Source organism: Actinokineospora cianjurensis, from assembly GCF_003663795.1.
Taxonomy (GTDB): domain Bacteria; phylum Actinomycetota; class Actinomycetes; order Mycobacteriales; family Pseudonocardiaceae; genus Actinokineospora; species Actinokineospora terrae.
Map to the genome: position 1 here is coordinate 114,248 of NZ_RCDD01000003.1, position 23,973 is coordinate 138,220.

At 70.9% G+C, this 23,973-nt stretch carries 14 protein-coding genes; 10 read left to right on the plus strand and 4 right to left on the minus strand.

The window, feature by feature from the left end; all coding sequences use genetic code 11:
• Positions 1-152: 152 nt before the first annotated feature.
• Entirely contained in the window at positions 153-1,475 is a 1,323-nt protein-coding gene (locus CLV68_RS20235; protein ID WP_211346693.1) for an MFS transporter, read from the plus strand.
• Positions 1,472-2,503: a guanitoxin biosynthesis L-enduracididine beta-hydroxylase GntD gene (gene gntD, locus CLV68_RS20240; RefSeq protein ID WP_121392487.1), complete on the plus strand. Its 1,032-nt coding sequence runs from the start codon at positions 1,472-1,474 to the stop codon at positions 2,501-2,503. The genes CLV68_RS20235 and gntD overlap by 4 nt, the downstream gene beginning before the upstream one ends.
• Positions 2,504-2,553: 50 nt before the next feature.
• On the opposite strand, the gene CLV68_RS20245 is transcribed toward gntD, so the two are convergent.
• From CLV68_RS20245 to CLV68_RS20255, 3 genes are all read right to left on the minus strand, one after another.
• On the minus strand, positions 2,554-3,720 hold the full coding sequence (locus tag CLV68_RS20245; RefSeq protein WP_121392488.1) for a tryptophan 2,3-dioxygenase family protein: 1,167 nt from the start codon (positions 3,718-3,720) through the stop codon (positions 2,554-2,556).
• A gap of 24 nt (positions 3,721-3,744) precedes the next feature.
• Positions 3,745-4,743 (minus strand): methyltransferase, encoded by a 999-nt coding sequence (locus CLV68_RS20250; RefSeq protein WP_121392897.1) that lies wholly within the window; start codon positions 4,741-4,743, stop codon positions 3,745-3,747.
• A gap of 542 nt (positions 4,744-5,285) precedes the next feature.
• Complete coding sequence (locus tag CLV68_RS20255; protein WP_121392489.1) at positions 5,286-5,957, minus strand: DNA alkylation repair protein; 672 nt, start codon at positions 5,955-5,957, stop codon at positions 5,286-5,288.
• A gap of 126 nt (positions 5,958-6,083) precedes the next feature.
• Here CLV68_RS20255 and CLV68_RS20260 point away from each other — a divergent pair, with 126 nt between their 5' ends.
• Both CLV68_RS20260 and CLV68_RS20265 read left to right on the plus strand, forming a co-directional pair.
• Positions 6,084-6,404, plus strand: a complete 321-nt coding sequence (locus CLV68_RS20260; protein WP_121392490.1) for a hypothetical protein — start codon at positions 6,084-6,086, stop codon at positions 6,402-6,404.
• A complete protein-coding gene (locus CLV68_RS20265; protein ID WP_121392491.1) occupies positions 6,401-7,933 on the plus strand; it encodes a hypothetical protein in 1,533 nt (510 codons plus the stop codon). The genes CLV68_RS20260 and CLV68_RS20265 overlap by 4 nt, the downstream gene beginning before the upstream one ends.
• Before the next feature lie 215 nt (positions 7,934-8,148).
• On the opposite strand, the gene CLV68_RS20270 is transcribed toward CLV68_RS20265, so the two are convergent.
• Complete coding sequence (locus CLV68_RS20270; RefSeq protein ID WP_121392492.1) at positions 8,149-9,966, minus strand: glycoside hydrolase family 15 protein; 1,818 nt, start codon at positions 9,964-9,966, stop codon at positions 8,149-8,151.
• 383 nt (positions 9,967-10,349) lie between these two features.
• Between CLV68_RS20270 and CLV68_RS20275 the strand changes: the two genes are divergently transcribed.
• The 6 genes from CLV68_RS20275 to CLV68_RS20300 are packed head-to-tail and all read left to right on the plus strand — an operon-like array spanning position 10,350 to position 23,919.
• A complete protein-coding gene (locus CLV68_RS20275; protein ID WP_211346694.1) occupies positions 10,350-11,321 on the plus strand; it encodes a quinone oxidoreductase family protein in 972 nt (323 codons plus the stop codon).
• A gap of 2 nt (positions 11,322-11,323) precedes the next feature.
• On the plus strand, positions 11,324-12,211 hold the full coding sequence (locus CLV68_RS20280; protein ID WP_121392493.1) for an HpcH/HpaI aldolase/citrate lyase family protein: 888 nt from the start codon (positions 11,324-11,326) through the stop codon (positions 12,209-12,211).
• On the plus strand, positions 12,208-13,443 hold the full coding sequence (locus CLV68_RS20285; RefSeq protein WP_121392494.1) for an aminotransferase class I/II-fold pyridoxal phosphate-dependent enzyme: 1,236 nt from the start codon (positions 12,208-12,210) through the stop codon (positions 13,441-13,443). The genes CLV68_RS20280 and CLV68_RS20285 overlap by 4 nt, the downstream gene beginning before the upstream one ends.
• Positions 13,444-13,457: 14 nt before the next feature.
• Entirely contained in the window at positions 13,458-13,988 is a 531-nt protein-coding gene (locus CLV68_RS20290) for a MaoC family dehydratase (protein ID WP_170224486.1), read from the plus strand.
• Between the two features lie 6 nt (positions 13,989-13,994).
• Positions 13,995-15,245, plus strand: coding sequence for an MFS transporter (locus CLV68_RS20295; RefSeq protein ID WP_121392496.1), 1,251 nt, complete (start codon positions 13,995-13,997; stop codon positions 15,243-15,245).
• A gap of 1 nt (position 15,246) precedes the next feature.
• On the plus strand, positions 15,247-23,919 hold the full coding sequence (locus tag CLV68_RS20300) for a non-ribosomal peptide synthetase/type I polyketide synthase (RefSeq protein WP_121392497.1): 8,673 nt from the start codon (positions 15,247-15,249) through the stop codon (positions 23,917-23,919).
• Positions 23,920-23,973: the final 54 nt, after the last annotated feature.

Consider the following 23,973-nt stretch of genomic DNA (forward strand, 5'->3'; position numbering starts at 1 on the left):
CCGCGGCCCCCGCGCACGGGTTGGACCAGTCGGGCGTCCGGTGTCGTGGCGTCCCCCGAGCGTGCCCGCCCGGCCGCCGCGCGGTCCACGACATTGACCGCCGGGCAAAACACGATGGTCCGGCGCCCGGCGCGCTGCCTCCCGGTTTCGCCGTGGAGTTGAAGACCTGGCCCGCGGGGTCGCGGCGGCGCACGATCTCGGCGCAGGCAGTGCGCACCCCGCGGGAGGCGGCGATCACCGAGAACCCAGTCGTCGACGCGGTTCCCCTGTCCCGCAACCGCGGCTACCACGTGCTGTGGTCCAGCATGCTGCTGGCCGAGTTGGCGAGCGAGGTCGCCTACATCGCGCTGCCGCTGCTGGTGCTGGCGCACGGCGGGTCCGCCGCGCAGGTCGCCGCGGTCGCCGCCGTGTTGGCGGGCACCAGGATGGCCTGCGGTGTTCCCGCCGGGGTGCTCGCGGACCGGTGTGACCGGCGGGTCCTCATGCTGGTGGCCCAAGGGGCTCGGGCGTTGGCGATGGTGGGCATGGTCGTCACACTGGCCACGGGTGCGTACTCCTTCGCGGTCGTGTTGGTGGTCGCGGCGGTCGAAGGTGTTGGTGGATCGGTATTCCAGCCCGCGGAGCACGCCGCGCTCCCTCAGGTCGTGCCCGTTTCCCAGCTGTCCGACGCTCTCGCGCGCAATGCCGCTCGTCCGTTCGCGGCGGTCTTGATCGGCCCGGTGCTGGCGGGTGCCACGTTCGCGTTGCACCAGGTGTGGCCGTTCTCCATCGAGGCGGCGGTCTTGGCCTTGTCGTTCGCGGTGCTGCTGACTCTGCGATTGCCCCGCGTCGCCGTGGTTTCCACCGAACCGGAGCGCCGGTCGGTCGCCGGGTTCAGGTGGCTGCTGCGGCAACCCCTGTTGCGCGCGACGGCGTTGTGGTTGTTCGCGGTGAACCTCGGCTTCCACGCGCTGGTGGTGACTGTGCTCATCGTGTCCGGTGTGGACGGTGTCGGCTACGGCGAGATCGGGCTGACCATGGCCTGCCTCGGCGTGGGCGGCCTGGTCGGGTCGCTCGCAGCGGGCCCCGTGCACGCCGCGGTGCGCCCCGGGGTGATCGTGGTCGGCGCGTCCTGGGTGTTCGCCGTGGTGGTGGGGATGATGTCGGTGGTGCCCGCCGGACTGTCGCTGGGCGTCCTGCTCGGCGTTGCCGCGGCGTTCTTCCCGATCGCGGGCACCACCGTGATGACCTACCAGCTGACCAGCGTCCCGGACGAGCTGCGCGGCAGGCTCTCCGGCGTGGTCGGGCTGTGCACGGACCTGGCGGGCACGGCGGGACCGCTGGTCGGCGGCCTGTTGATCACGGTCACCGGCAGCGCGCGGACGGGCATCCCGGCCTGCGCGGTGCTGCTGGCCGTCGCCGCCGTCGGCGCCTCGCTCAGCCCGACCCTGCGCCGCTTCCCGAAAACCCCGTCCGGCAGGAGGAACCCGCCTTGATCCGACTTGAACTCACCGAACAGGACATCGTCGAGGTCGACAAGGTCGTGCGGGAGGTGGCGAGCCGGTTCTCCTCGGTGGAGGACCCGGAGTTCCACCGCGCGAGCCAGCTGCACGCCCACGAACTGCCCCGGCGGCTGCGCCAGGCCCTGGTGGACTTCCGGATGAGCGAGCCGTCCGGGGTGTTCGTCGTCGCCGGCCTCCCGGTGCACGACGGCGCGCTCGGCCCGACCCCCGCCGACTGGCGGGCCCCGCGCGACGGTGGCACGACGCTGCGCCACGACATCGCGTTCTTCCTGATCAGCTGCCTGCTCGGGGAACCGATCGGCTGGGCCACCCAGCAGGACGGCCGGATCATGCACGACGTGTTCCCGATGGCGGGGCACAAGCACGACCAGATCGGCTGGGGCAGCGAGGAACTGCTGGTCTGGCACACCGAGGACGCGTTCCACCCGCTGCGCACCGACTACCTGGCGCTGATGTGCCTGCGCAACCCGGACGGCGTCGAGACCACCGCGGCCGACATCGCCGACGTGGTCATCGACGACGAGACCCGGGCGGCGTTGTCGCAGGAGCGCTACCTCATCCTGCCCGACGACTCGCACCGCCCGGAGAACGCGGGCGCGGGCGATGCCGGGGCGGACCCGCGCGTGGTCGAGTTGCGGCGCCGGAGCCTGGAGCGGGTCGACAACGCCTTGAGTTCTCCCGAGCCGGTCGCGGTGCTGTTCGGCTCGCCCGACGACCCGTACCTGCGGCTGGACCCGCACTACATGAAGGACGTGCAGGGCGAGCAGGAGCAGCGGGCGCTGGACACCATCGGTGCCGCGGTGGACAAGGCGATGGGCGGGGTGGTGCTGGAGCCCGGGGACATCGTGTTCATCGACAACTACCGCGTGGTGCACGGTCGAAAGCCGTTCCAGGCCCGGTTCGACGGCACCGACCGGTGGTTGCGGCGGTTGAACGTGACCAGGGACCTGCGCAAGTCCCGGCACGCGCGGTTGACGGCCGAGTCGAGGGTCATCTACTGATCCTGGTGCCCGAGAACCGGCCGCCGTGGTGCGCGGCCGGTTCTCGGGGGCTAGCAGAAGGCGTAGCGGGTGATCAGCTCGTCGGCGTCGTCGACCAGGTCGCCGGAGCGCAGGCCGGTCTTGTCGACGTAGCGCTTGAGGTAGGCGGCGCCATCGGTGCCGCCGGAGCCCGCGATGTCGGGCAGGTAGGTGCGGCCCAGGCCGTAGTGCCTGCCGCGCAGGACGAGCAGGTGCTGCTCGACCTCAGCGAAACCCCGCGTCAATCTGCTGTCCACACCGGACAGTGCGGCATCGCGCAGGGACTGGAGTTCGCGCAGCCGGGCGTTGTTGATCTGGTCGAGGTGGGCGAACCGGGTGTAGGTCTCCAGCTTGCGCTCGTCGTAGCCGTAGAGCACCAACTCCATCAGGTGGTAGTTCAACGACTGGAGAGCGCTGGCGTCACCCGTCGCGTCGCGGAAGCCCAGGAACAGCTCCGGCGACAGGGTCTTGAGCATGTGGAAGACGCGGTTGATCAGGTCGGCGAACGCGGCGACCTGGCCCACCAGGAACCCCAGTCGTGACCTGTCCCCGCGCAGGGCGGCCAGCACCCGGCGGGCGCAGTGGCGCACCAGGTAGAACGCGAGTTCGCAGGCCAGGACGGCGCGGATGAAGGCGTGCTCGTCATGCTTGTCCGAGCGCCGCAGGCCGCAACAACGCTTGAGCACCAGCAGTTGCCGCTGCTTGCGCTCGTCGAGCCACGCGGCGCGCACGAGGTCGTCGGTCGTGGTGCCGGGTGTCACGGCGAGGCTGCCCACGTGGTCGATCAGCGATTCCAGCCTGCGGATCCGCTCGGCGATGTGCTCGGGGACGACCGTGTGCCTGGCGGCTTCCTCGTGTTCGATCCTGGCCAGTTCCGCCAGGGTGGCGTGCGCGGCGAGCAGACATCCGGCCACGACGTCGTCCTGGCGGGCGATGAACCAGTCGTGCACGTGCAGCGCGGTGTAGCGGTAGTACTCGGGGATGACCAGCCGCGTGCTGAACGGCCGGGTCAGCAGCCGCAGGGTCTCGTTCTCGTCGGTCGACGGTCCGGCCAGGGCGTCGTCGTAGGTGCGGGACAGGGCGTCGATCTCGTCGCGGGTCAGTTCCGAGAGAGCGGTACTGGCGAGCCGGGTGGCCAGCTCCTCGGCACTGCCGGGCAGCCGTTGCAGTCCAGTGTGGAGCGCGGTGTCAGGGTGCATGGTCCCCTCATCGGTCTCGGGTACTCAGACGCGGCGGCCGATCACCAGGTGCTTGTCGGCACTGGAGCGGCGCACCGCGCACTCGGTGAAACCTGCACCCCGCAACAGGTCTGTGTACTCCGCGGGTGTGCGATGGCGCCCCTCGGTCTCGAAGTGCATCGACAGGTTCATCACCGCGGTGGGCAACGGGCCGGTGCGGCCCTCGTCGAACAACCGCTCCATGACCAGCACCCGCCCACCAGGCACACAGGCGTCGTACGCCTTGCGTAACAGGGCGGCGCAGGTCTTGTCGTCCCAGTCGGACAGGATGTAGCCGAACGCGAAGGTGTCCCCCTCGGGCAGCGGATCGGTGAAGAAGCTGCCCGACGCGAACCCGAGCCTGCCCTCCAGCCGGTACCGGTCCACGGTCTCCTTGAGGAACTGCTCAACCTCAGGCAAATCGAACACGGTGGAAGTCAGCTCCGGGTAGATGCTCAACGCCGCCACCGAGAACGGCCCACTAGCCCCACCGACATCGACGAGCCTTCGTGCTTCACCGAGCTCGGCAAGCCCCGCCAACTCGTGCGAGACATGGAAACTCAACTGCCACATAGCATCGAGGAACCGCCTCGTGGAGGCCACATCCCGATACAACTCATCAAACGGCGCGGGCCGCTCAGCATCCACGGCCTTCTTCCCCCGCGCGAGGTAGTCCGCCAAGACCCCGAACTGCTCCGCGGCACTCCCCAGCAAGTGATCAACAAACCCGAGCACGTACTGCGGTTCGCGCTTGTCCAGGTAGGGCCGCGCATCCTCGGGCAGCCGGTGCCCGCCCTGGCCGTCACGCTCAACAACCCGCAACGACACCAGAACCAGCAACAACCGCTCCAGAGTCTCCCGATCCACCCCCAGCGCGCCACCCACATCACCCGACGTCGCGCCCCCGTGATCGGCGAGGTAGACGAACACCCCGGCCTTGTCAGCAAGGTGCAACGCCCGCGTGGCATACACCCCGAACACCGCCGTCCCCAACTCCGGAGGCATCACGACGACCACCTGCGCTTCCAGCCCACGACCCCACCCCGCAGTCCATCGACCAACCCGCACCACCCAGCACGCCGAAGTATCGAACCCGGCAACCGGCCCCCACCACGTGTTTGCGCTGCGAACAAAAGACCCTGCTCACCCACCCGCCCACCCCAAGGCCACACGAGCAGTGATCCACGTCACTCTCGATTGCCTGTGGGTGCGACCCCGCACGCGAGATGGACCGGACAGGCGTGCGGAAGGCCCGCGACCGAGGCGACACCGCCCTGCACCTGGTCAGCAGCGCCGGAAGGCATGGTGGAACTCTCCGAGTGGACTTCGCCGCAAGGTCATGTGGGCGATCCTCAAACGCAAGGTCTTCACCTAGTGGCAGGCAAGGGAAACCGAACGGAGCCACCACCACGGGCCCGGCTGGGCCGAGATCGACGAGGAGTCGAACGCTGGTATCGAACCGCCCGGACAGGCCGGATACTCACGCCGAGAGTTGGAACAACGGCAGTCACCGGCTGATGGCCGAGCCGGCAGTTCGCGCCCGGGAGTCACTTGGCGTTCTGGCGGCGGACTACCTCGGTGATCCAGGCGGGGGCGTAAGGGGAGGTGCAGTTGGGTGGGGTCGGGTAGTCCTTGAGGACTTCCAGGCGTTCGCCGATGGAGAGGGCTCGGGGGCGGTAGTGGGGGTGGGTGATGCCGATCTGGGCCAGGCAGTGGTTCATGGCCCATTGGAGGCGGGCGGCGGCGGGTTTCATCTCGGCTTCGATGGTGTCGAGCAGGGTTGGCAGGTCGAGGCCATCGGGGGTCTTGGCCACGCGTTCGACGGTGAGGGACCAGCCTGCGCTCGCGACCACGGGATCGGGGTCGGCGAGCCAGGTTAGGCGTAGGTGCTCGCAGTGCGGGGACTTCTTGACGACGTAGTTCACCAGCCAGTCGTGGGTCTTGGGGGTGCGGGACTGGCGGAGCATCGCGTCCAGTTCGGCGAGTGGGAACTCCTTGGGGCGACAGATCAGGGTCGCCAGCAGGCGGGCGGCGGTGTCGTCTGTTGCCCATAGTTCGCACGCGAGGGCGTGCTGGGTCTTGAGTTGCTTGGCCAGGGCGCGCAGCTTGGTGAGGTTGACGCCGTGGTCGTCGCCGTGGCGTTCGTTCACCGCGCGTGACCTCGGGTCGTCCAGTGCGGTCAGCTCGGCCAGCACCTCGGCCGCCGTGGTTTCGGTCATTTCGCCCTCCTGGGGTCAGCCTACGACCACCGATCGGGTGAACCGAGGCGGATCCCGGGCGTACGCGGTACGAATCACGCGAGGATGCTGCCGCCCGTCCCCCGTCAGCACCGGAAAGGCCCCAGCGTGACCGGATTCGCCGCGGAACTCGGCAAGCTAGCCGAGGGCGCGACCGCACTGGACGATCTCGCCAAGCGGACCGAGGAGCTCGCCGTCCGGCTCCAGGGTGCGTGCGCCGCGCCGCCGCAGGTTGGTGATGTGCAGGCGACGGCGGTGTACCAGCAGGGGCACTTCGACTGGACGCAGACGCGGTTCGAGGATCTGGTGGCGTCGGAGGTCGAGGTGGCCGGGTTCGCCAGGAAGCTGCGGGAGACCGCGGCTGCCTACAGCGGGGACGACACGGCCACCGCGCGGGCACTCGGGCGGATCATCGGTGGGCTGGGATGAACGTCTTCAAGTACTTCGGCATCGACGACATCCGCGACCTCGCCGACCGGGTGCTCAGCGGCAAACCGGCGGACCTCGACGCGCGCGCCCGGCTGTGCGAGGCCGCGCAGGCCACCACCAGCGCCACCGGTCGCGAACTGGCCGAACTCGCCGACGCGCTAGCAGCCGTGTGGACCGGACCGGCCGCTGACGCTGCCGTGGCCAGGCTCAAGACGGCGAGCGGTAAGCGGTACGAGCAGGCGGCTCAGTTCGCGGCGTCGGAGGTGTCGTTCCGCGCGGTGTGCATCGCGCTGATCAAGGTGCAGGAGCAGGCCAGGGACCTGGTCGACACGGCGAACCGGCTGGGGGCCGCCCTGGACCGGGCGCTGTCGATCGCCGACGACGCCATCTCGGTCCTGTCCGGGGCGGGCATCGCGAACTGGGCCCTCAAGAAGGCCACCGGGGTCGACCTCAAGGCGAAGGCCAAGGAGATCGTGCTGGACCTGACCAGGCCGATCCTCGACGAGGCGCTCGGCCTCAACGCCATCCTGGAGGCGGACATCCGGGCGTACGAGCGGGTGCTGCGCGCGGAGGCCGAGACCATCCGGAGCATGCCGGGCATCGTGCGACCGGACGCGGGACCGGTCGACCAGCCCGGCGACGCCGACCTCCGCCGTGACGCGCTGTTCCGCTCGGTCTACGGCCGCGACCCGGTGTCCGCCAACGACAAGCTCATGGCCGAGGCACTGGACCTGCAGGGCGGCGACGCGACCAACCGCGACCTGAACGCCCGCGTGGTCGTCATCCGGATCACCCCGGTCCCCGGTGCGGGCGTGGTGCACGGTTCGGCGTTCATCGGCGGCGACGAGGTGCTCAACCCGAAGCTCGACGGCACGCTGTTCGACAAGGGCGACAACCGCGGGTTCGACCGGTCCGCTCGTCCGGACCAGAGCCGCGTGTCGTTCTACGTGGACTACGAGACTGGCGTCGTCGTAGTGCGGCAGAACGCCTCGCACGCGACCAACGGCGACGTCGAGGTGGGCAATCCGTCGGTGGGTGTGGAGCAGGATGCCGCGGGCCGGGTCCGACTACGGGTGGACGCGGCCAATCCGCTGTCGCCCCAGATCGCGCAGGACGCCAACATCTCGGTGCGCGGCGACGTGGTGATCGACCCGCACGGCGGCCACGGCCCGGCCGAGGTCAACGGCAAGGTCACCCGCTTCCCGTCCTGGGAGGCATACCAAGCCACCAACGACGGCTCCCACAGCACACTGCTCACCCGCCCGGAGGAAGCCCACCCGGGCGGCACCGGCCCGCTCATCGGCCTCCCCCAACCCACGGTCCCGGTGGGCGAACACCCCGACACCCTCACCGACTGGCGCACCCACCACCACCCCGACCACGGCCACGACACGGTCCTCGACGAGATCCTCGAGTTCCCCACAACCCGCGGCGACGACTTCTACGACTACCCCGTCGACCGCGCCCCGTACCCCAGCATCGACAGCAACGGCCACATCATCATCCCGAGAGGCCACCCGGTGGGCTGAGCCCCATCGCGGCAGGCTCGATGTGATCGGCAGATGCCGAACAGGATTCCCCCGAGTCCTGCGACGCCTGCTGGACAACGGCGAGCCCTGGGAGCGTCACCATGCCGCCGCCAAAGCCATCGACCTGCTCTCGACTTCTGCGGCCGCGCCTGTGGACGGCAGAGGCTGACAGGTAAGGCGGGCCCGGCGGAGGGGTTGGCCGCCGGGCCTGCCGTTCAGGGGGTGGGGTGGTCCAGGTGGGTGTCCAGGGCCAGGGCCGCGGCGATGAGGGATAGGTGGGTGAAGGCTTGGGGGAAGTTGCCCAACTGCTCTCCAGTGGGCCCGATCTCCTCGGCGTAGAGGCCCACGTGGTTGGAGTAGGTCAGGAGTTTGTCGAAAGCGTAGTGGGCTTGGTTTAGGCGGCCGGAGCGGGCTAGGGCTTCTATGTAGAGGAAGCTGCAGAGGTTGAAGGTGCCCTCGGAGCCTGCCAGGCCGTCCGGGGATGCTGCGGGGTCGTAGCGGTAGACGAGGCTGTCGCTGACCAGGTCTTCGGTCATCGCGTCCAGAGTGGACAGCCAAGACGGGTCCTGTGGGGACAGGAAACCCATGCGGGGCATGAGGAGCAGCGAGGCGTCGAGGACGTCGGTTGCGTAGTGCTGGACGTAGGCGCGGCGTTCGGGGCTCCAGCCTCGGGTGGTGATCTGGTCGAAGACGGCGTCGCGGGCCGCGGTCCAGCGGGGTAGGTCGGCGGGGCGGGAGTGGGTGGTAGCGGCGCGGATGCCGCGGTCGAACGCGACCCAGGTCATCAGGCGGCTGTAGGTGAACTCCTGTTGGCCGCCGCGGGTCTCCCAGATCCCCTCGTCCGGTTGGTCCCAGTTGGCCGCGAGCCAGTCCAGCATCCCCGAGAACGAGCGCCAGCCCTCGATCCCGGCCATGTCGCCCACCTGGGCCAGCGCGTCCGCCGCCTCCCCATAGATGTCCAGTTGCATCTGACCGGCGGCCGCGTTCCCCACCCGCACAGGCGAAGACCCCCGGTAGCCCTCCAGATGCGGGAGGACTTCCTCCTGCAAGTTCGGATTACCGTCCACCCGGTACATGATCTGCAACGGTTCACCGGTGGCGGTACCTTCGTCGACACGGTCACGCAGCCAACGCCGGTACGCGTGCGCCTCTTCCGTGAACCCCAAGTCGATAAGAGCCCGCACGGACAACGACGCGTCACGGATCCAGGTGTACCGGTAGTCCCAGTTGCGTTCCCCACCAATCTGCTCCGGTAGGCCAAGAGTCGCGGCGGCGATCGGAGCGCCCGTCGGGTGGTAGGTGAGGAGCTTGAGCGTGATGGCAGACCTGTGGACCATCTGTTGCCAACGGCCGCGGTAGGTCGAGGAACGCAGCCAGGACAACCAGAACTCGCGACACCTCTCCAGCTCCTCCGCCGCGCTCTGCGGTGAGGGCGGCACAGGCGCGGAGCCTCCACTGTTGACGCTCGTCAACGCCACGACAGCGCTCTCCCCCTCGGACAGGGTAAACCGCGCCTGGATGTCGTCACCGTCAGCCAGTGGGTCGATGGGCGCGCTGACCTGTAGGTGCAGATCCGTCCCCGGCCCCTGGAACACCGCGGACCGGCCACCGGTAAGAGACAGGGTGTGCGAGGCGCGGCCGTAGTCGAACCGGGGTCGGCAGGTGAGGGTGAACGGCAAGGTACCCCTAACGACGCGCACAGCCCGAACGAGCCTGTGACGGTCAGTTGGCACGCGGTCGGTGATGGGAGCCATGAAGTCGACCAGCTCGCCAACCCCGCTCGGTGCCATGAAGCGCGTGACCACGACCGCGGTGTCCGACAGGTAGAACTGCCGCACCACCGTGTCTTCCGACAGGTCCGGTGCGATGCGGCAGTACCCACCGCGCTCGCTGTCCAAGAGCGAGGCGAACACGCTGGGTGAGTCGAACCGGGGCGCGCACCACCAGTCGACGCTGCCCTCGGCGGAGACGAGCGCCGCTGTCTGCAGGTCGCCCACCATCCCGTGCTCGGCGATCAACGGGTACCGGTTCACACAGTCTCCTTCGCTCGGTGCGGCCGACGACCACTGCCAGCGTGCGCGACGCCCCCGACCCCGCACCTCACCCGGAAGGGATCGAACCCCCGACGCGGCACCCGATCGGACTACACCGGCCCGGCAACTCCCGCGCTGTTGATCCGAGCGGCTGCGAAAGTGGAGCCGATCGGCGTCTTATCTCGTCGCGCGAATCGCCGTTGGATATGGGAGACAGGGCGTGCCGACACCACGCCGCTGACGCGCGGAGTTCCACCGGGCGGGCCCCAGGCAGGCCCACCGCGGAGCGGACCGCCGTCGCCGCACATCCACGTCGAGGGTCATCCGACACGAGGACCACAGCCACGCGCGGAGTCGCGCCGCCCGACCCCACGGAGAGGACCATGCACCTCATGCGCGCCGCGGTGATGCGGCGGGTCGGCGGCCCCGAGGTGATCGAGGTCGAGCGGGTCCCGGTCCCCGAGACCGAGGACGGCGAGAGCCTGGTCGACGTGTCCTTCGCGGGCATCAACTTCGACGACCTGGAGCGGCGGGCCGGGGACGGTCCGCCGCCGGAACTGCCTGCCGTGCTTGGGGTCGACGTCGTGGGCACGAGGCGGCGGGACGGACGGCGGGTGGTCGTGCTGATGCGCCACGGCGGCGGGTACGCGCAGGTCGCGACCGCTGACGACGCCCACTCGGTCGAGGTGCCCGACGGGATCAGCGACGAGCAGGCGGTCGGCATCTTCGAGCAGGGCGCGACAGCGTACGGCGCGTTGACGCTGGCGGGAAGGCTGAAGCCGGGTGAGACAGTCGCGGTGTCCGCCGCGGCGGGCGGTGTGGGACATCTCGCGGTCCAGATCGCGGTCGCTCTAGGCGCAAGAGTCATCGGGATCGCGTCAACACCCGCCAAACGCGCGCTGGTCGCCGGGCTCGGTGCCGACGAGGTCCTCCAGCCCACGAACCTCGACGAACAGCTAAGAGCCGTGACGGACGGTCGCGGTGTGGACCTGGTCGTGGACGCCACCGGCGGCGACCAGACCCGGGAGTTGCTCCGCGGCCTCGCTCCCTTCGGCAGGCTCGTCAGCTACGGCTGGCGCACCCCCGAACCGGGCAGGGGCACCATCTCGGTCACCACAGAGGAGCTCACCGACCGCTCCATCGGCTGCGCCGGGTTCTGGATGCGACATGTGGTCGACAACCGGACACTCCTGCGGCGGATCGCCGACCACCTGTTCCGGCTCGCCGCACGGCACCACCTGCGCGCCCACATCGACCGGATCGTCCCACTCGACCAGATCGGCGCCGCCCACGCCGCGATCGCCGCCAGGGCCACGGCGGGCAAGGTCCTCGTCGACGTGAACCGGGAGACCTGACGGTGTTCTCCCGCTACTGCCGCTCGGTGCTCAGCGTCCCCGCGACCGCGCCGCACCGGTTCACCTCCTGCCACGACGCGGGCGCCGACATGTGCGTGGTCGACCTGGAGGACTCGGTCCCGCTCAACCGCAAGGAGGAGGCGCGCCAGAGCGCGGCGGCGTTCTTCAAGGAACGGTCGCGGTGCGGCATCCGGGTCAACGCGGTCACCGACCCGGACGGCCTCCGCGACCTGTTGGCGCTACCGCACTACCCCGTGCGCCCGACGATCGTGCACCTGCCGAAAGTGGAGTCGCCGCGCGACGTCGAGATCGTCGACCAGGTGCTCGGCGCGGACGGCGACCCGCTGGAGCTGTTCGCCGTCATCGAGACCCCGCGCGGCGTCCAGCGCCTCGCCGACATCGCCACCGCCTCGCCCAACCTGCGCGGGTTGATCTTCGGGGCCGCCGACTACGCCGCCGCGCTGGGCATCGGCCTGGACTGGGAACCACTGGCCGCCGTGCGGGCGATGATCGTCAACGCCGCGCGGGCCGCCGGTCTGCACGCGATCGACTCCCCCACCTTCGAACTCGTGGACATGGCCCTGGTGCGCGCCGAGTCGGTCCAGGCGCGCAGGCTCGGGTTCAGCGGCAAGATCGCGCTGCACCCGCGGCAGGTGCCCGTGCTCACCGAGGTCTTCTCCCCCGACGCCGACCAGCTCGCGCACGCGGGCCGGGTGGTGGCCGCCGCGCGGCGCAGCGGTCACGGGGTGGCCACCGTGGACGGCAGGATGGTCGGTAGGCCGTTCTTCGCCGAGTCCCGGCGCCTGCTCGACGAGTTCGGCTCCCCCGCCGCCGAACCGCCCGCGCACCAACCGCCCCTGCTGCCCCACCCCCCAGGAGGACTCCGATGACCGAGACCGACGTCCGGGAGGTCACCGGCCCCCGGACCTTCCGCAACAGCACCGCGCTGGTGGACAACGCCGACCCGGTCTGGCAGGCGGCCGCCGACAACGGGCTGATCAACATCGCCGTCGACCACGAGTCCAACAACCGCTTGGTCGTCCCGGCGACCGGGCACGCGTTCGCGAACATGTGCTCCTGCTCCTACCTGGGCCTCAACCGCCACCCCGCGGTGCTCGACGGCGTGGTCAAGGCCGTGCGCGACACCGGCACGATCGAGCTGATGACGTCCACCACGCGCATCCGCCCGACGATCCAGCTCCAGCTGGAAGAGGAACTGGGCGACCTGTTCGGCGCGCACATCCTGCTCAGCACCACGTGCAGCACGGTGACCGCGGGGTTGCTGCCGCTGCTGGCCTCCGGTCACCTCGCGCCGGGCGGGCCGCGGGTCATGATCTTCGACCGGTACTGCCACTTCTCCATGTCCTACGTGAAGGCCACCTGCGCGCAGGAGAGCCTGGTGCTCACCAGCGGGCACAACGACATCGACTTCATCGCCGACGCCTGCCGCAAGTACCCGAGCGTGGCCTACATCGCCGATGGCGCTTACTCGATGGGCGGATCGGCTGCCCTCGAACAACTCCTCGAACTCCAGGACCGGTACGGGCTCTACCTCTACCTCGACGACTCGCACTCGCTGTCGATCATGGGTGAGCGCGGCGAGGGCTTCGTCCGCTCCCGGACCGCGCCCGGTCCGCTGACCACGATCGTCACCAGCCTGGGCAAGGGCTTCGGCAGCGGCGGCGGGCTCGCGATGCTGCACAGCGCCAAGCAGGTCGAGCTGCTCGCCCGCCACGGCGGACCGCTGGGCTGGTCGCAGAACCTGTCCGTGCCCACGATCGGCGCCGCGCTGGGCAGTGCCGCGATCCACCGCTCGCCGGAACTGGGCGAGTTGCAGGCGAGGCTGCTGGCCAACCTCGCGCACTTCGACGAACTGCTGCCCACTCCCCTGTCGGGCAACGGGTTGCCGGTGCGGCGCATCGACGTCGGCGACGCGGAGCGGGCCGTCCGGCTCTCCAGCGAGCTCTACCAGCGCGGCTACTACAGCTCGGCGGTGTTCTTCCCGATCGTACCGCGCGGGCAGGCCGGTCTCCGCGTGATGATCCGGTCCGATATGGAGCACGACGAGCTGACCACCTTCGCGGGCCACGTCACCGACCTGCTCGCCGCCGACCCCTCGTGACAGGAGAAGTGCCAGTGCGGCAGGAACACCCCATCGGGTATCGGCAGGTCGGCGAGAACCGGTTCCGGGAGGTCGTCGGGTTCTGCTACGAGGACCTCATCGTCGGCGCGGTGATCGAGCACCGTCCCGGGCGGACGGTGACCGAGATGGACAACGTCCTGATGTCCCTGCTGCACATGAACGCCGCGCCGCTGCACATCGACGCCGCCTACAGCGAAAAGGGCGCGTGGGGCAGGCCGCTGGTGTCGAGCCTGGTGACGCTGAGCATCGTCGCCGGGATGGCCGCCCGCAGCACCAGCGGCCGGGCCACGGCGAACCTCGGCTGGGAGCGGATCCTGCTGCCCGCACCGGTGTTCGTCGGCGACACGCTCTACGCCGAGAGCGAGATCACCGGCAAGCGGCTGTCGAAGAGCAGGCCGGGCGAGGGGATCGCGCACTGCCGCACGACCGGGAAGAACGCGACCGGGGAGGTCGTGCTCAGCTTCGAGCGCAGCTTCCTCGTCCCGACCCGCGACCACGACGGCGCCGACGCGGCCGGGTACTGAGCCCCCGTGCGCACACAACGCCATCCTGTTGACTCAGCCGACCTGCGGCGCTTCCGGGTGCTGGTGGCGGGCAACGCCACCTCGTCGTTCGGCAGCTTCCTGAACATGGTCGCGCTGCACCTGTTCGTCTACCAGGCCACCGGCAGCGCGTTCGCCACCGGCGTGTTCCTGGTGGTGCGCATGGCGTGCGGGTTCGTGGCGGGCGTGTTCGGCGGTGTCGTCGCCGCGCGCCTGCCGCGCAAGGCGGTGATGGTCACCTGCGACTTGGTGCAGGCGCTGGTGTTGGTCGTGTTCGCCGTGCTGCCGTCGGACGCCAGGGTGCACATGCTGCCGGTGGTCGCGGTATCGATCGGACTGCTGACCACGACCAGCGGGGTGGTGCTGCGCAGCAGCGTCCCCGATCTCGTCGGTCCGGAGAACCGGTTGCACGCCAACGGGTTGCTGGTGACCGGGCGGGCCATCTCGATGGCGGTCGGGTTCGCGTGCGGCGCCCTGCTGGTGTCCGCGGTCGGCTACCCGGTGGCGTTTCTCATCGACGCGGCGACGTTCGTGGTGTCGGCAGTGGTGTTGTTGTCCACACCGCTGCGGTTCCCCGGTCGCAGCGAAGCCCCAGCGGCGAAGGGCGGACTCCCCGGGCGCGCCGCGGTGGTGGCGCTGGCCGCGGCACCCGCCGTGCTGGCCATCGTGTTGATCCGGCTGGTCGACGCGTTCGGGTCGGCGTCGCACCAGGTCGGTGTCCCGGTGCACGCGACCCAGGTGCACCCGGGCGACCCGGCCGTGTTCGTCGGCGGGTTCTGGGCGGCGTGGGCGGTCGGGCTGTTCCTCGCCCACCGGGTCGCCAACCGGGTGTACCGGGGCGATCTCCGCCGGGGCGCCTGGGGGTTCGTGGTGGGGACGGCGGTGATGTCGTTGGCGTTCATCGGGGCGTTCACCGACGCGGCCTACCCGCTGGTGCTGCTCCTGCTGGTCGTGGCCGGGCTGGCCGACGGCTTCACCGAGATCAGCTACACCACCCGGGTGCAGGCCGAACCGGAACCCGCGCGCGGGCAGTACTTCGGTCTGGTGGCGATGGCCGAGAACGCGGGCTTCGGCATCGGCGTGCTGGTGGCGGGCGGGCTGCTGGACGCGTGGCGACCACTGACCGTCGTCGGGCTCATGCACGGGGTCGTCGTCGTGGTCGCCCTGACCTACCTCGCCACCACCCTCCTGCGCCGCCGCACGACCCGGGAAGTCCCCACCGCGAGTCCGAGGAGTTGACATGACCGGACCGAGCGACCGGCGGATCGCCATCATCGGCATGGCCGCGCGGTTCCCGGGCGCCGACACCCTCGACCGCTACTGGCAGAACCTGCTGTCCGGCGTGGTGAGCACCCACAGATCCACAAGGGACGAATTGCTGGCGGAAGGCTTCTCGCCGTCCACTGTGGATGACCCGGGGTTCGTGCCGGTGACCGGGGCGCTCGACGACATCGCCGGGTTCGACGCCGCGCTGTTCGGCATCAGCCCGGCGGAGGCCGCGGTGCTCGACCCGCAGCACCGGCTGTTCCTGCAGATCTGCCACGAGGCCATGGAGCACGGCGGGTACACCGGCACGGCGGGCCGGGTCGGGGTGTACGCGGGCAGCGGGATGAACCTGTACTCGCTGCGCAGCTACCTGCGCGCCCGCCTCGCCGACACCGACGCGGACGACCAGGTGGCCGCGCTGCGGGTGGTGATCGGCAACGAGCCCGACTTCCTCCCCTCGCGGGTGTCGTACCGGCTGGGGCTGACCGGCCCGGCCATGTCGGTGCGGGCCGCGTGCTCGACCTCCCTCGTCGCCGTGCACACCGCGATCTCCGCCCTCCTCGCGGGCGACGCCGACCTGGCGCTCGCGGGTGCCGCGGCCCTGCACGTGCCCCGCCTGGCCGGCTACACGTACCAGGACGGCTCGATCCTGTCTCGCAGCGGCAAATGCAGGCCCTTCGACGCTGACGCGGACGGAACCGTTGGTGGCAATGGGGTCGCGGCTGTCCTGTTGAAACCGTTGGCGGCCGCGCTGGCCGACGGTGACACGGTGCACGCGGTGATCCTGGGCTCGGCGGTCAACAACGACGGTTCCGCCAAGATGAGCTACACCGCACCCGGCCTCACCGGCCAGATCGACGTCCTTCGCGCCGCACTCGCCACCGCCGACATCGACCCCGCGTCCATCGGCTACATCGAGGCCCACGGCACCGGGACCGCACTGGGCGACCCGATCGAGGTCGACGCCCTGCGCGAGGTGTACGGCGACCGGCGGGACCCGCTGGTGCTCGGGTCGGTGAAGGCCAACATCGGGCACCTCGACAGCTGCGCGGGCATGTCCGGCTTGATCAAGACGGTGCTGGCTCTGCGCCACGGAACCGTGCCGCCACTGGCGAACCTGCGCACACCGAGCCCAGCGCTCGGCCTGGGTGAGGGGCCTATCGTGCTGCCCACCGAGGCGCGGTCGTGGCCGGTGGCCGGGGTTCGGCGGGCCGCGGTGACGGCACTCGGCGTCGGTGGGACGAACGCGCACGTCATCCTCGAACAGGCCCCGGCAACGCCGGAACCGGGTGGGCCGGTGCCGTGGGTGGTGCCGCTGTCGGCGCACGATGAGACGGCGTTGGCCCGGTTGGCCGAGCGGATGGCGGATGTCGTGGGCACCGTGCACTCGGCGGACGTACTCACCACGCTCGGGGCAGGTCGGCGTCGGTACCGGCATCGGTCGGTGTCGTGGGGTGATGACGTCGCCGAGGTGTTGCGCGCGGGCGGATCCGTGACGGGCACGGCGACCGACCCGGGGAAGGTGGTGTTCGCGTTCGCCGGGCAGGGTCTCGACTGCACCGGCGCGGCGCGGGGCCTGATGCCGTACCCGGCGGCCGCCTCGGTGTTGCGGCGCTGCGCCGAGCAGCACCGCCGTGCTTCGGGAACCGACATCCTCGGGCCACTGCTGGCCGACGCGCACTCGTGGACCACCGCCGAACTCCAGCCCGCGCTGCTGGCACTGCAACTCGCCCAGGTCGCCTTGCTGGAACGCCTCGGTGTGCGGCCGGATCTGGTGGTCGGGCACAGCGCAGGCGAGTATGCCGCGTTGTGCGTCGCGGGCGCTCTGTCCGAAGAGGACGCTGTGCGATTGGCCGGTGCGCGCGGCCTCGCGTTGCAGAGTGTCGCCGACGGTGGGCTGATCGCGGTCTTCGGCGACGTTGGCGCGTTGCCCGGACTGGAGATCGCGGTGCGCAACGGACCGTCGCACACCGTCTTCGGCGGGCCGATCGAGGCGGTCGAGGCCGCGGCGGAGACACTGACCGCACGCGGTGTCGACTGGACTCGCGTACCCGGCAACCGGGCGTTCCACACGGGGATGGTCGAGCCCGCGCTGGATGAACTCGCGCGGCAGGCGTCCCTAGTGGACTGGCGGCCGTTACGGCTGCCGCTGGTGACCGGGGTCGGTGGGGCGCTGCTGGCTCCCGGTACCGCGTTGGGTGCCGATCACGTGCGCGACCAGACCCGGGCGACCGCCGACTACCGCGCCGGCGTCGACCGGTTGGTGGCAGGCGGATCCCGCACGTTCGTCGAACTGGGCCCGTCGGGTGCGCTCAGCGCGCTCGGCAGGCAGTGGCCGACGACGGCCTGGCTCCCGCTGGTGCGCCGGGGTGCGGACAGCGTCGTACCGGGGCTCGCGGGGATGTTCTGCCACGGCGTCGAGGTCGACTGGGCCGCGCTGCACCCCGGTCGGCGCGTCCCGCTGCCCACCTACCCGTTCACCCTGGTCCGGCACTGGGCCGAGCCCGCCGTCGAGGAGGCCCCCGTGTCCGAGGTGCGCGAACTGGTCCTGCACAAGGTGCGCGAACTGACCGCACACTACCTCGGCGACAAACCGGACCGCGTCAGCGCCGACGTCGCCTTCGTGGACATGGGCGCCGACTCCCTGCTGATGGTCAACATGGTCCGCGACCTGCACACCACCTTCGGCATCCGAATCCCCATGCGAGACCTCTTCACCGACGCCGACACCCCGGACCGACTGACCGCCGCGATCGTCGCCCGCATGCCCGCCGCACAGCGCGACACCTTGTCGCCACCGGCGAGCCCCACCATGCCGATCACCCGGCCCGAGCCCCTCGTCCCGGCCGCGCAGCCGGTGCAGGCGCCCGTGTCGACACCCTTGGTCACGGGATCAGGGCACGAGGAGGTCACGGGATCAGGGCACGAAGGGATCATCCGCGAGCAACTCGCGCTGATGGACCGGTTCGCCCGGATCATGTCCGACCAGGTCGCCCTGCTCGGCGGCTCTCCCCCGTCACCCACGACCGGCGCGGCCCGACAACCCGCGGCCGACAGGGTCCAGGATCCCCTCGCCGACACAGTTCCGCGGTCCGCGACCAACACAGTCCGGCAACCTGAAGCCGCCCAACGCACCCTCGTCCAAGCGCCCTCGGTCCCGTTCCCCGCGACCACCACCCCGGACTTCAGCCTGTACTTCTTCGGCGACTACCCCCACGACGCCACCGGTGACAAGTACGCGGCCATCCTCGCCGCCGCTCGGTTCGCGGACCGCGCGGGCTTGCACGCGGTGTGGTTGCCCGAGCGGCACTTCGACTCCTTCGGTGGCGTGTTCCCCAACCCGTCGGTGCTCGCCGCCGCCATCGCCGCGCAGACGGAGCGGGTGCGGATCCACTCCGGGAGTGTCGTGCTGCCGTTGCACGACCCGATCCGGGTGGCCGAGGAGTGGTCGGTGGTGGACAACCTGTCCGGCGGCCGGGTGTCGCTGGGGGTGGCCCCCGGGTGGCACGCCAGGGACTTCGTGCTGGCGCCCGGGGTGTACGGGCGGCACCGGGAGGCGATGTACGAGCACGTCGAGACGATCAAGGCGCTGTGGCGGGGCGAGGCCGTCACCAGGACAGCGGGCAACGGCGAGCCGGTCGACGTGCGGCTGTTCCCCCGCCCGGTCCAGCAGGAGCCCGACTTCCACACCGCCATCCTCGGCAACCCGGACAGCTACCGGCAGGCGGCGGCGCGCGGGCTCGGGGTGATCACGAACCTGATGTCGCAGGGCGTCGACGAACTCGCCGACAACATCGCGCTGTACCGGGCGGCTCGGGCAGAGCACGGGTTCGACCCTGCGGCCGGGCGGGTGGTGGTCCTGCTGCACACCTACCTCGGCGCGGACACCGAGCGGACCAGGGCGGCGGCGTTCGGCCCGTTCTGCGCCTACCTGCGGTCGTCGCTGTCGTTGTTCAGCCAGGTCACCAACAGCCTCGGGTTCAGCATCGACCTGGACAACACCCCGGCTGACGACCTCGACTTCCTGCTGACCCGCGCCTACGACCGGTACTGCGCCGACCGGGCGCTGATCGGCAACCCCGCCGACGTCGAGCCGATCGCGCGCCGGTTGGCCGCGCTCGGCGTCGACGAGATCGCCTGCTTCGTCGACTTCGGCCTCCCCCCGGACCAGGTGACCGCCGCGCTACCCGCCATCAGCCAACTGCGATCCGCGTTCGCAGGCAAACCGCCACCCAGCGAGACGGCTCCCAGCCAGACAACAGCCAGCGAGACGGCTCCCTGGGAGACAACAGCCAGCAAGACGGCAACCGGCGAGACAGCCAGCGAGGCAATACCCGGGGAGACAACAGCAGGCGTGAGGACAGCCGGTGAGCGGGCACCCGGGGCGACGACAGCCGAGGAGATGACCACGGCCGAGCGGCAGATCTGGTACCTGGAGCAGGCGTTCCCCGGCAGGCCGACGCACAACGAGACGATCGTCGTCCGCCTCGACGGCGCGCTGGAGGTCCCCGCGCTGCGGTCGGCCGTGGCCGCGGTGGTGGCCCGACACCCGGCTCTGCGGTCGGTCTTCCGCGAGGTCGACGGCGAGCCAAGGCGGGTGGTGGCCCCATCGGCGGCGGCCGGACTGCCGATGGTGGACGACCTCGGGGCTGATCCCCGGCAGGCGGCGGTGCGGATCGCCGCCGAGGAGACCGCCCGCCCGTTCGACCTGGCACGGGGTCCGCTGTTCGAGCCCTGGCTGGTCCGCCTCGGCGACCACCGGCACCTGCTCGTGCTGCGCATGCACCACCTGGTCATCGACACCTGGTCGGCCGGGATCCTGTCGGAGGAGATCGCCGCCTGCTACCGGGCCGCGGTGGCCGGTGGCACGCCCGAACTGCCCGAGCCCGGCGCGCGGCGGACGTCGACCGCGGTGTCGGCCGAGTCGCTGGCGTACTGGACGGACCTGCTGGCCGACGCGCCGACCGAGCTGGCCCTGCCCATCGACCGGCCCCGGACCGCGCGGCCGACCGGCCGGGGCGCGACCACCCCGGTCGAGCTGGACGCCGCGGCGACCAAGGCGGTCCGCGACCTGGCCAGGCGGGTGCGGGCGACGCCGTTCATGGTCGTGCTCGCCGCGTTCGCGGTGTCGCTGCGCAAGCTCAGCGGCCAGACCGACGTCGTGGTCGGCACGCCGATGGCGCACCGGCCCGAGGGCACCGAGCGCACGGTCGGGTTCTTCGTGCACACCCTGCCGCTGCGGTTGGGGGTGCCGGACGACGCCACGTTCACCGACCTGGTGCTGGCGGCGCGTGAGCAGGTGCTGGGCGCGCAGGAGCACCAGGAAGTGCCGCTGCCGGACATCGTGCGGGCGCTGGGCGGTCCCGCCGACCCGTTGCGCAACCCGCTGTTCGACGTCCTGGTGCGGATCAACAACGAGGCACCGTTCGAGCTGGACCTGCCGGGGGTCGACGCGACCCTCGCCGACGCCGCCGTCGACCGCGCGGTGACCGACCTGGCGCTGCTGCTGACCACGACCGGCGACACCATCCGCGGCAAGCTGAACTACTCCGTCGACCTCTTCGACGCCGCCACCGCCGAGCGCGTGGCCTCGACATTCCTCGCGGCCGTCACCGCGGGTGTCGCCGAACCCGACCAGGTTCTCGGCGAACTCATCACCCTCACCGGCGTCGAGGCCGGCGAGCTGGCCGCGTGGCAGGACGGCGGCCCCAGAGTCGCACCACCCTCCGCGCTGCACGCCGGTGTGTCCGAAGTGGATGGTGTGGCGGTCGTCGACGAGTCGGGCGAGCTGACCAGGGCCGAGCTGTTCGACCGGGCGGCGGCGATCACGGCGGCAGTCGGGTCGGGGCCGGAACCCATCGGCATCCACCTGCCCCGCAGCGGTGACGCGGTCGCCGCGCAACTCGGGGTGGCGCGCGCCGGGCGGGCGTTCGTGCCGCTGGACCCGGCGCAACCACCGGCCCGGCTGGCGTTGATGATCGCCCAAGCCGGGGTCACGACGGTGGTGACGCGCTCGGCGTCCACCGCGCCGGAAGGGGTCTCCCTGGTGCTGGTCGACGACCTGCCCGCGCCGACCGACACCGTTGTGCTGCCCGCGCCGGACGAGGTCGCCTACGTGCTGTTCACCTCCGGCTCGACCGGCGCGCCCAAGGGTTGCGTCGTCGAGCACCGGGCGATCGCCAACACGATCGACTGGCTGTGCCGGGACCTGGGGCTCACCGCGCAAGACCGGCTGGCCTGGGTCTGCGCGCCCGGGTTCGACATCTCGCTCACCGAGGTGTGGCCCGCGCTGCGCTCCGGCGCCACCCTGCACATCGCCCCGGCCGAGCTGCGACTGGACCCGGTCGGCTTGCGGGACTGGATGGTGCGCGTGGGGATCACGATGACGTTCGTGCCCACGCCGGTCGGCGAGCTGCTGCTGGAGCTGTCGTGGCCGGAGGGGTCGCTGCGGCACCTGCTCACCGGCGGCGACCGGCTCCGCCGCCGTCCGGCACCGTCACTGCCGTTCACGGTGTGGAACGTCTACGGGCCGACCGAGGCGGCGGTGGCGTCCACGTGGACCCGGGTGTCCCCCGCTGGCGACGGTCCCCCGTCCATCGGCGGTCCTGTGCCGGGGACCTGGGTGCGGGTGCTCGACGCGGCCGGGCGGCAGGTGCCGGTGGGGGTCGCGGGCGAGCTGTACCTAGGTGGTGCGCAGCTGGCCCGCGGCTACGTCTCGGCGCAGCAGACCGCGGCCAGGTTCGTCGACCACCCCGAGCACGGCAGGCTCTACCGCACCGGTGACATCGTGCGCTGGCGGTCTGACGGCGAGCTGGACTTCCTGCACCGCAACGACTCCCAGGTCCAGATCCGCGGCTACCGGGTCGAGCCGGGCGAGGTCGAACACCAACTGCGGGCCCTGCCCGGCGTGCGGGAGGCGGCGGTCCGGGTGCTCGACGACGTCTCGCTGGCCGCCTATGTCGTCACGGGCGAGTCCACGGCGTCGCTGCGGGCCACGCTGGCGGCGCGGTTGCCGGACTACATGGTGCCGTCGGCGTGGATGGTGTTGCCCGCGTTGCCGTTGACCACCAGCGGCAAGCTCGATCGGGCCGCGCTGCCGTCGATCTCCACGGCGCCGGAGGTCACCGCGCCTGTCGGCGAGGTCGAGCGGCGGCTGCACGAGGTGTGGTGCGCCGAACTGGGGTTGGCGGCGGTGAGCGTGACAGCCACGTTCTTCGAGGTGGGCGGGCACTCGCTGAGCGCGATCCGGATGGTCAACCGGCTGCGCGCGGAGTTCGGCCCGGCGCTCGGCGTGCTGGACTTCCTCCGCACACCGACCATCCGGGGGCTGGCGGCACTGCTGGCGCCGCCGGTCGAGGTCGAGCGGACCGGGCCCGCGAGCACGGGGCAGCTGCACGGGTATCGGCTGACCCGCGCCAGCACCGTTCCCAACGTCCTGACCATCGCGATGCGGTTCGCGTTGCGGGGCGAGGTGGACCGGGAGGCGCTGGTGGGCGCGCTGACCGCGCTGGTGGCCCGGCATCCCGCGCTGCGCACCCGGTACCGGCGTGAGGGCGACTCACTGCGGCAGGAAGTACTGGCCAAGCGGCCGGTCACACTGCCTGTTGTCCCTGTTGCCGCTGGGGTTCTGGATGACGTTGTGGCCGAGTGGGCGGCGCGTGGGTTCGACCTCGACGCCGAACCCGCGTTCCGACCGGTGCTGTTCACGGTGTCCGAGTCGGTGGGTGAGCTGCTGCTGGCGATGCACCACTCGTTCAGCGACGGGTGGTCGATGGCGGTCCTCATCCGGGACCTCGGCGAGCTGTACCGGGCGCTCGTGACCGGCACACCGCCGGTGCTGCGTGAGGTGGCGGTCGACTACCTCGACTACACCCTGTGGGAACAGTCGTACCTGGCCCAACAGTCCACACAGGACCTTGTCGCGGGCTGGGCTTCGCGGAACGTTGGTGCACAGCCGTTGTTGCTGCCCACGGAACGCCCTCGCGAGGAGGTCCTCACCGGCGTCGGGGCATCGGTGGTCACGTCACTGTCACCTGAACTCACTGCCAGGGTCAACGCGGCGGCAGCGGCCCGGAACACGACTCCGTTCGTCGTCCTGCTCGCCGCTTTCGCCGCTCTGGGGCATGAACTGACCGGTGCCGACGTCATCGCCCCGCACAGCAGCGCCGCGAACCGCCCCGACGCGCGCTTCGAGGACGTGGTGGGCGTGTTCACCCACACGACGTGGGTGATGATCCCGGTCGCCGGGGCGGCGTCGTTCGACGAGCTCGTCGTCCGGGCCACCGAGGCCGTCTGGGAACGCCTCGAACTCCAGTCGGTCCCGGCGGTCGTCCTCAACGAGGCCCTCGGGTTTGCCGCGCACCCACCTCGGGTCCTCTTTGGTCTCTACGGCACCCCGCTGCCCGACTTGGAACTCGCGGGATTGTCGCCCGCCCACCCGGTGGACGTCACTTTCCCGGTAGCCCGCGCCGAACAGGGCTGGGCACTGTCGCCAACCCCCGACGGCGGCCTGTCGCTGTACGTCGAGTACTCCACCGACCTGTACACCGCCGACACGGTCAGGACCTGGACCGACCGCTTCATCACCCTGCTCGACCGCGGCCTGTCCACACCGAACAGTCGAACCTGGGGCAATGGGCCAGCCTGACCGATTCCGCGACCACGGTCGCCGCGGCAGGCAGCAGCACGACGTTCGAGCCGG

Excerpts from the sequence above, each read along its gene's own strand:
- CLV68_RS20245 (WP_121392488.1), bottom strand. The coding sequence starts at position 3,720 with ATGCACCCTGACACCGCGCTCCACACTGGACTGCAACGGCTGCCCGGC.
- CLV68_RS20250 (WP_121392897.1), bottom strand. The coding sequence starts at position 4,743 with ATGCCTCCGGAGTTGGGGACGGCGGTGTTCGGGGTGTATGCCACGCGG.
- CLV68_RS20275 (WP_211346694.1), top strand. The coding sequence starts at position 10,350 with ATGCACCTCATGCGCGCCGCGGTGATGCGGCGGGTCGGCGGCCCCGAG.
- CLV68_RS20300 (WP_121392497.1), top strand. The coding sequence starts at position 15,247 with ATGACCGGACCGAGCGACCGGCGGATCGCCATCATCGGCATGGCCGCG.
- CLV68_RS20255 (WP_121392489.1), bottom strand. The coding sequence starts at position 5,957 with ATGACCGAAACCACGGCGGCCGAGGTGCTGGCCGAGCTGACCGCACTG.
- CLV68_RS20265 (WP_121392491.1), top strand. The coding sequence starts at position 6,401 with ATGAACGTCTTCAAGTACTTCGGCATCGACGACATCCGCGACCTCGCC.
- CLV68_RS20285 (WP_121392494.1), top strand. The coding sequence starts at position 12,208 with ATGACCGAGACCGACGTCCGGGAGGTCACCGGCCCCCGGACCTTCCGC.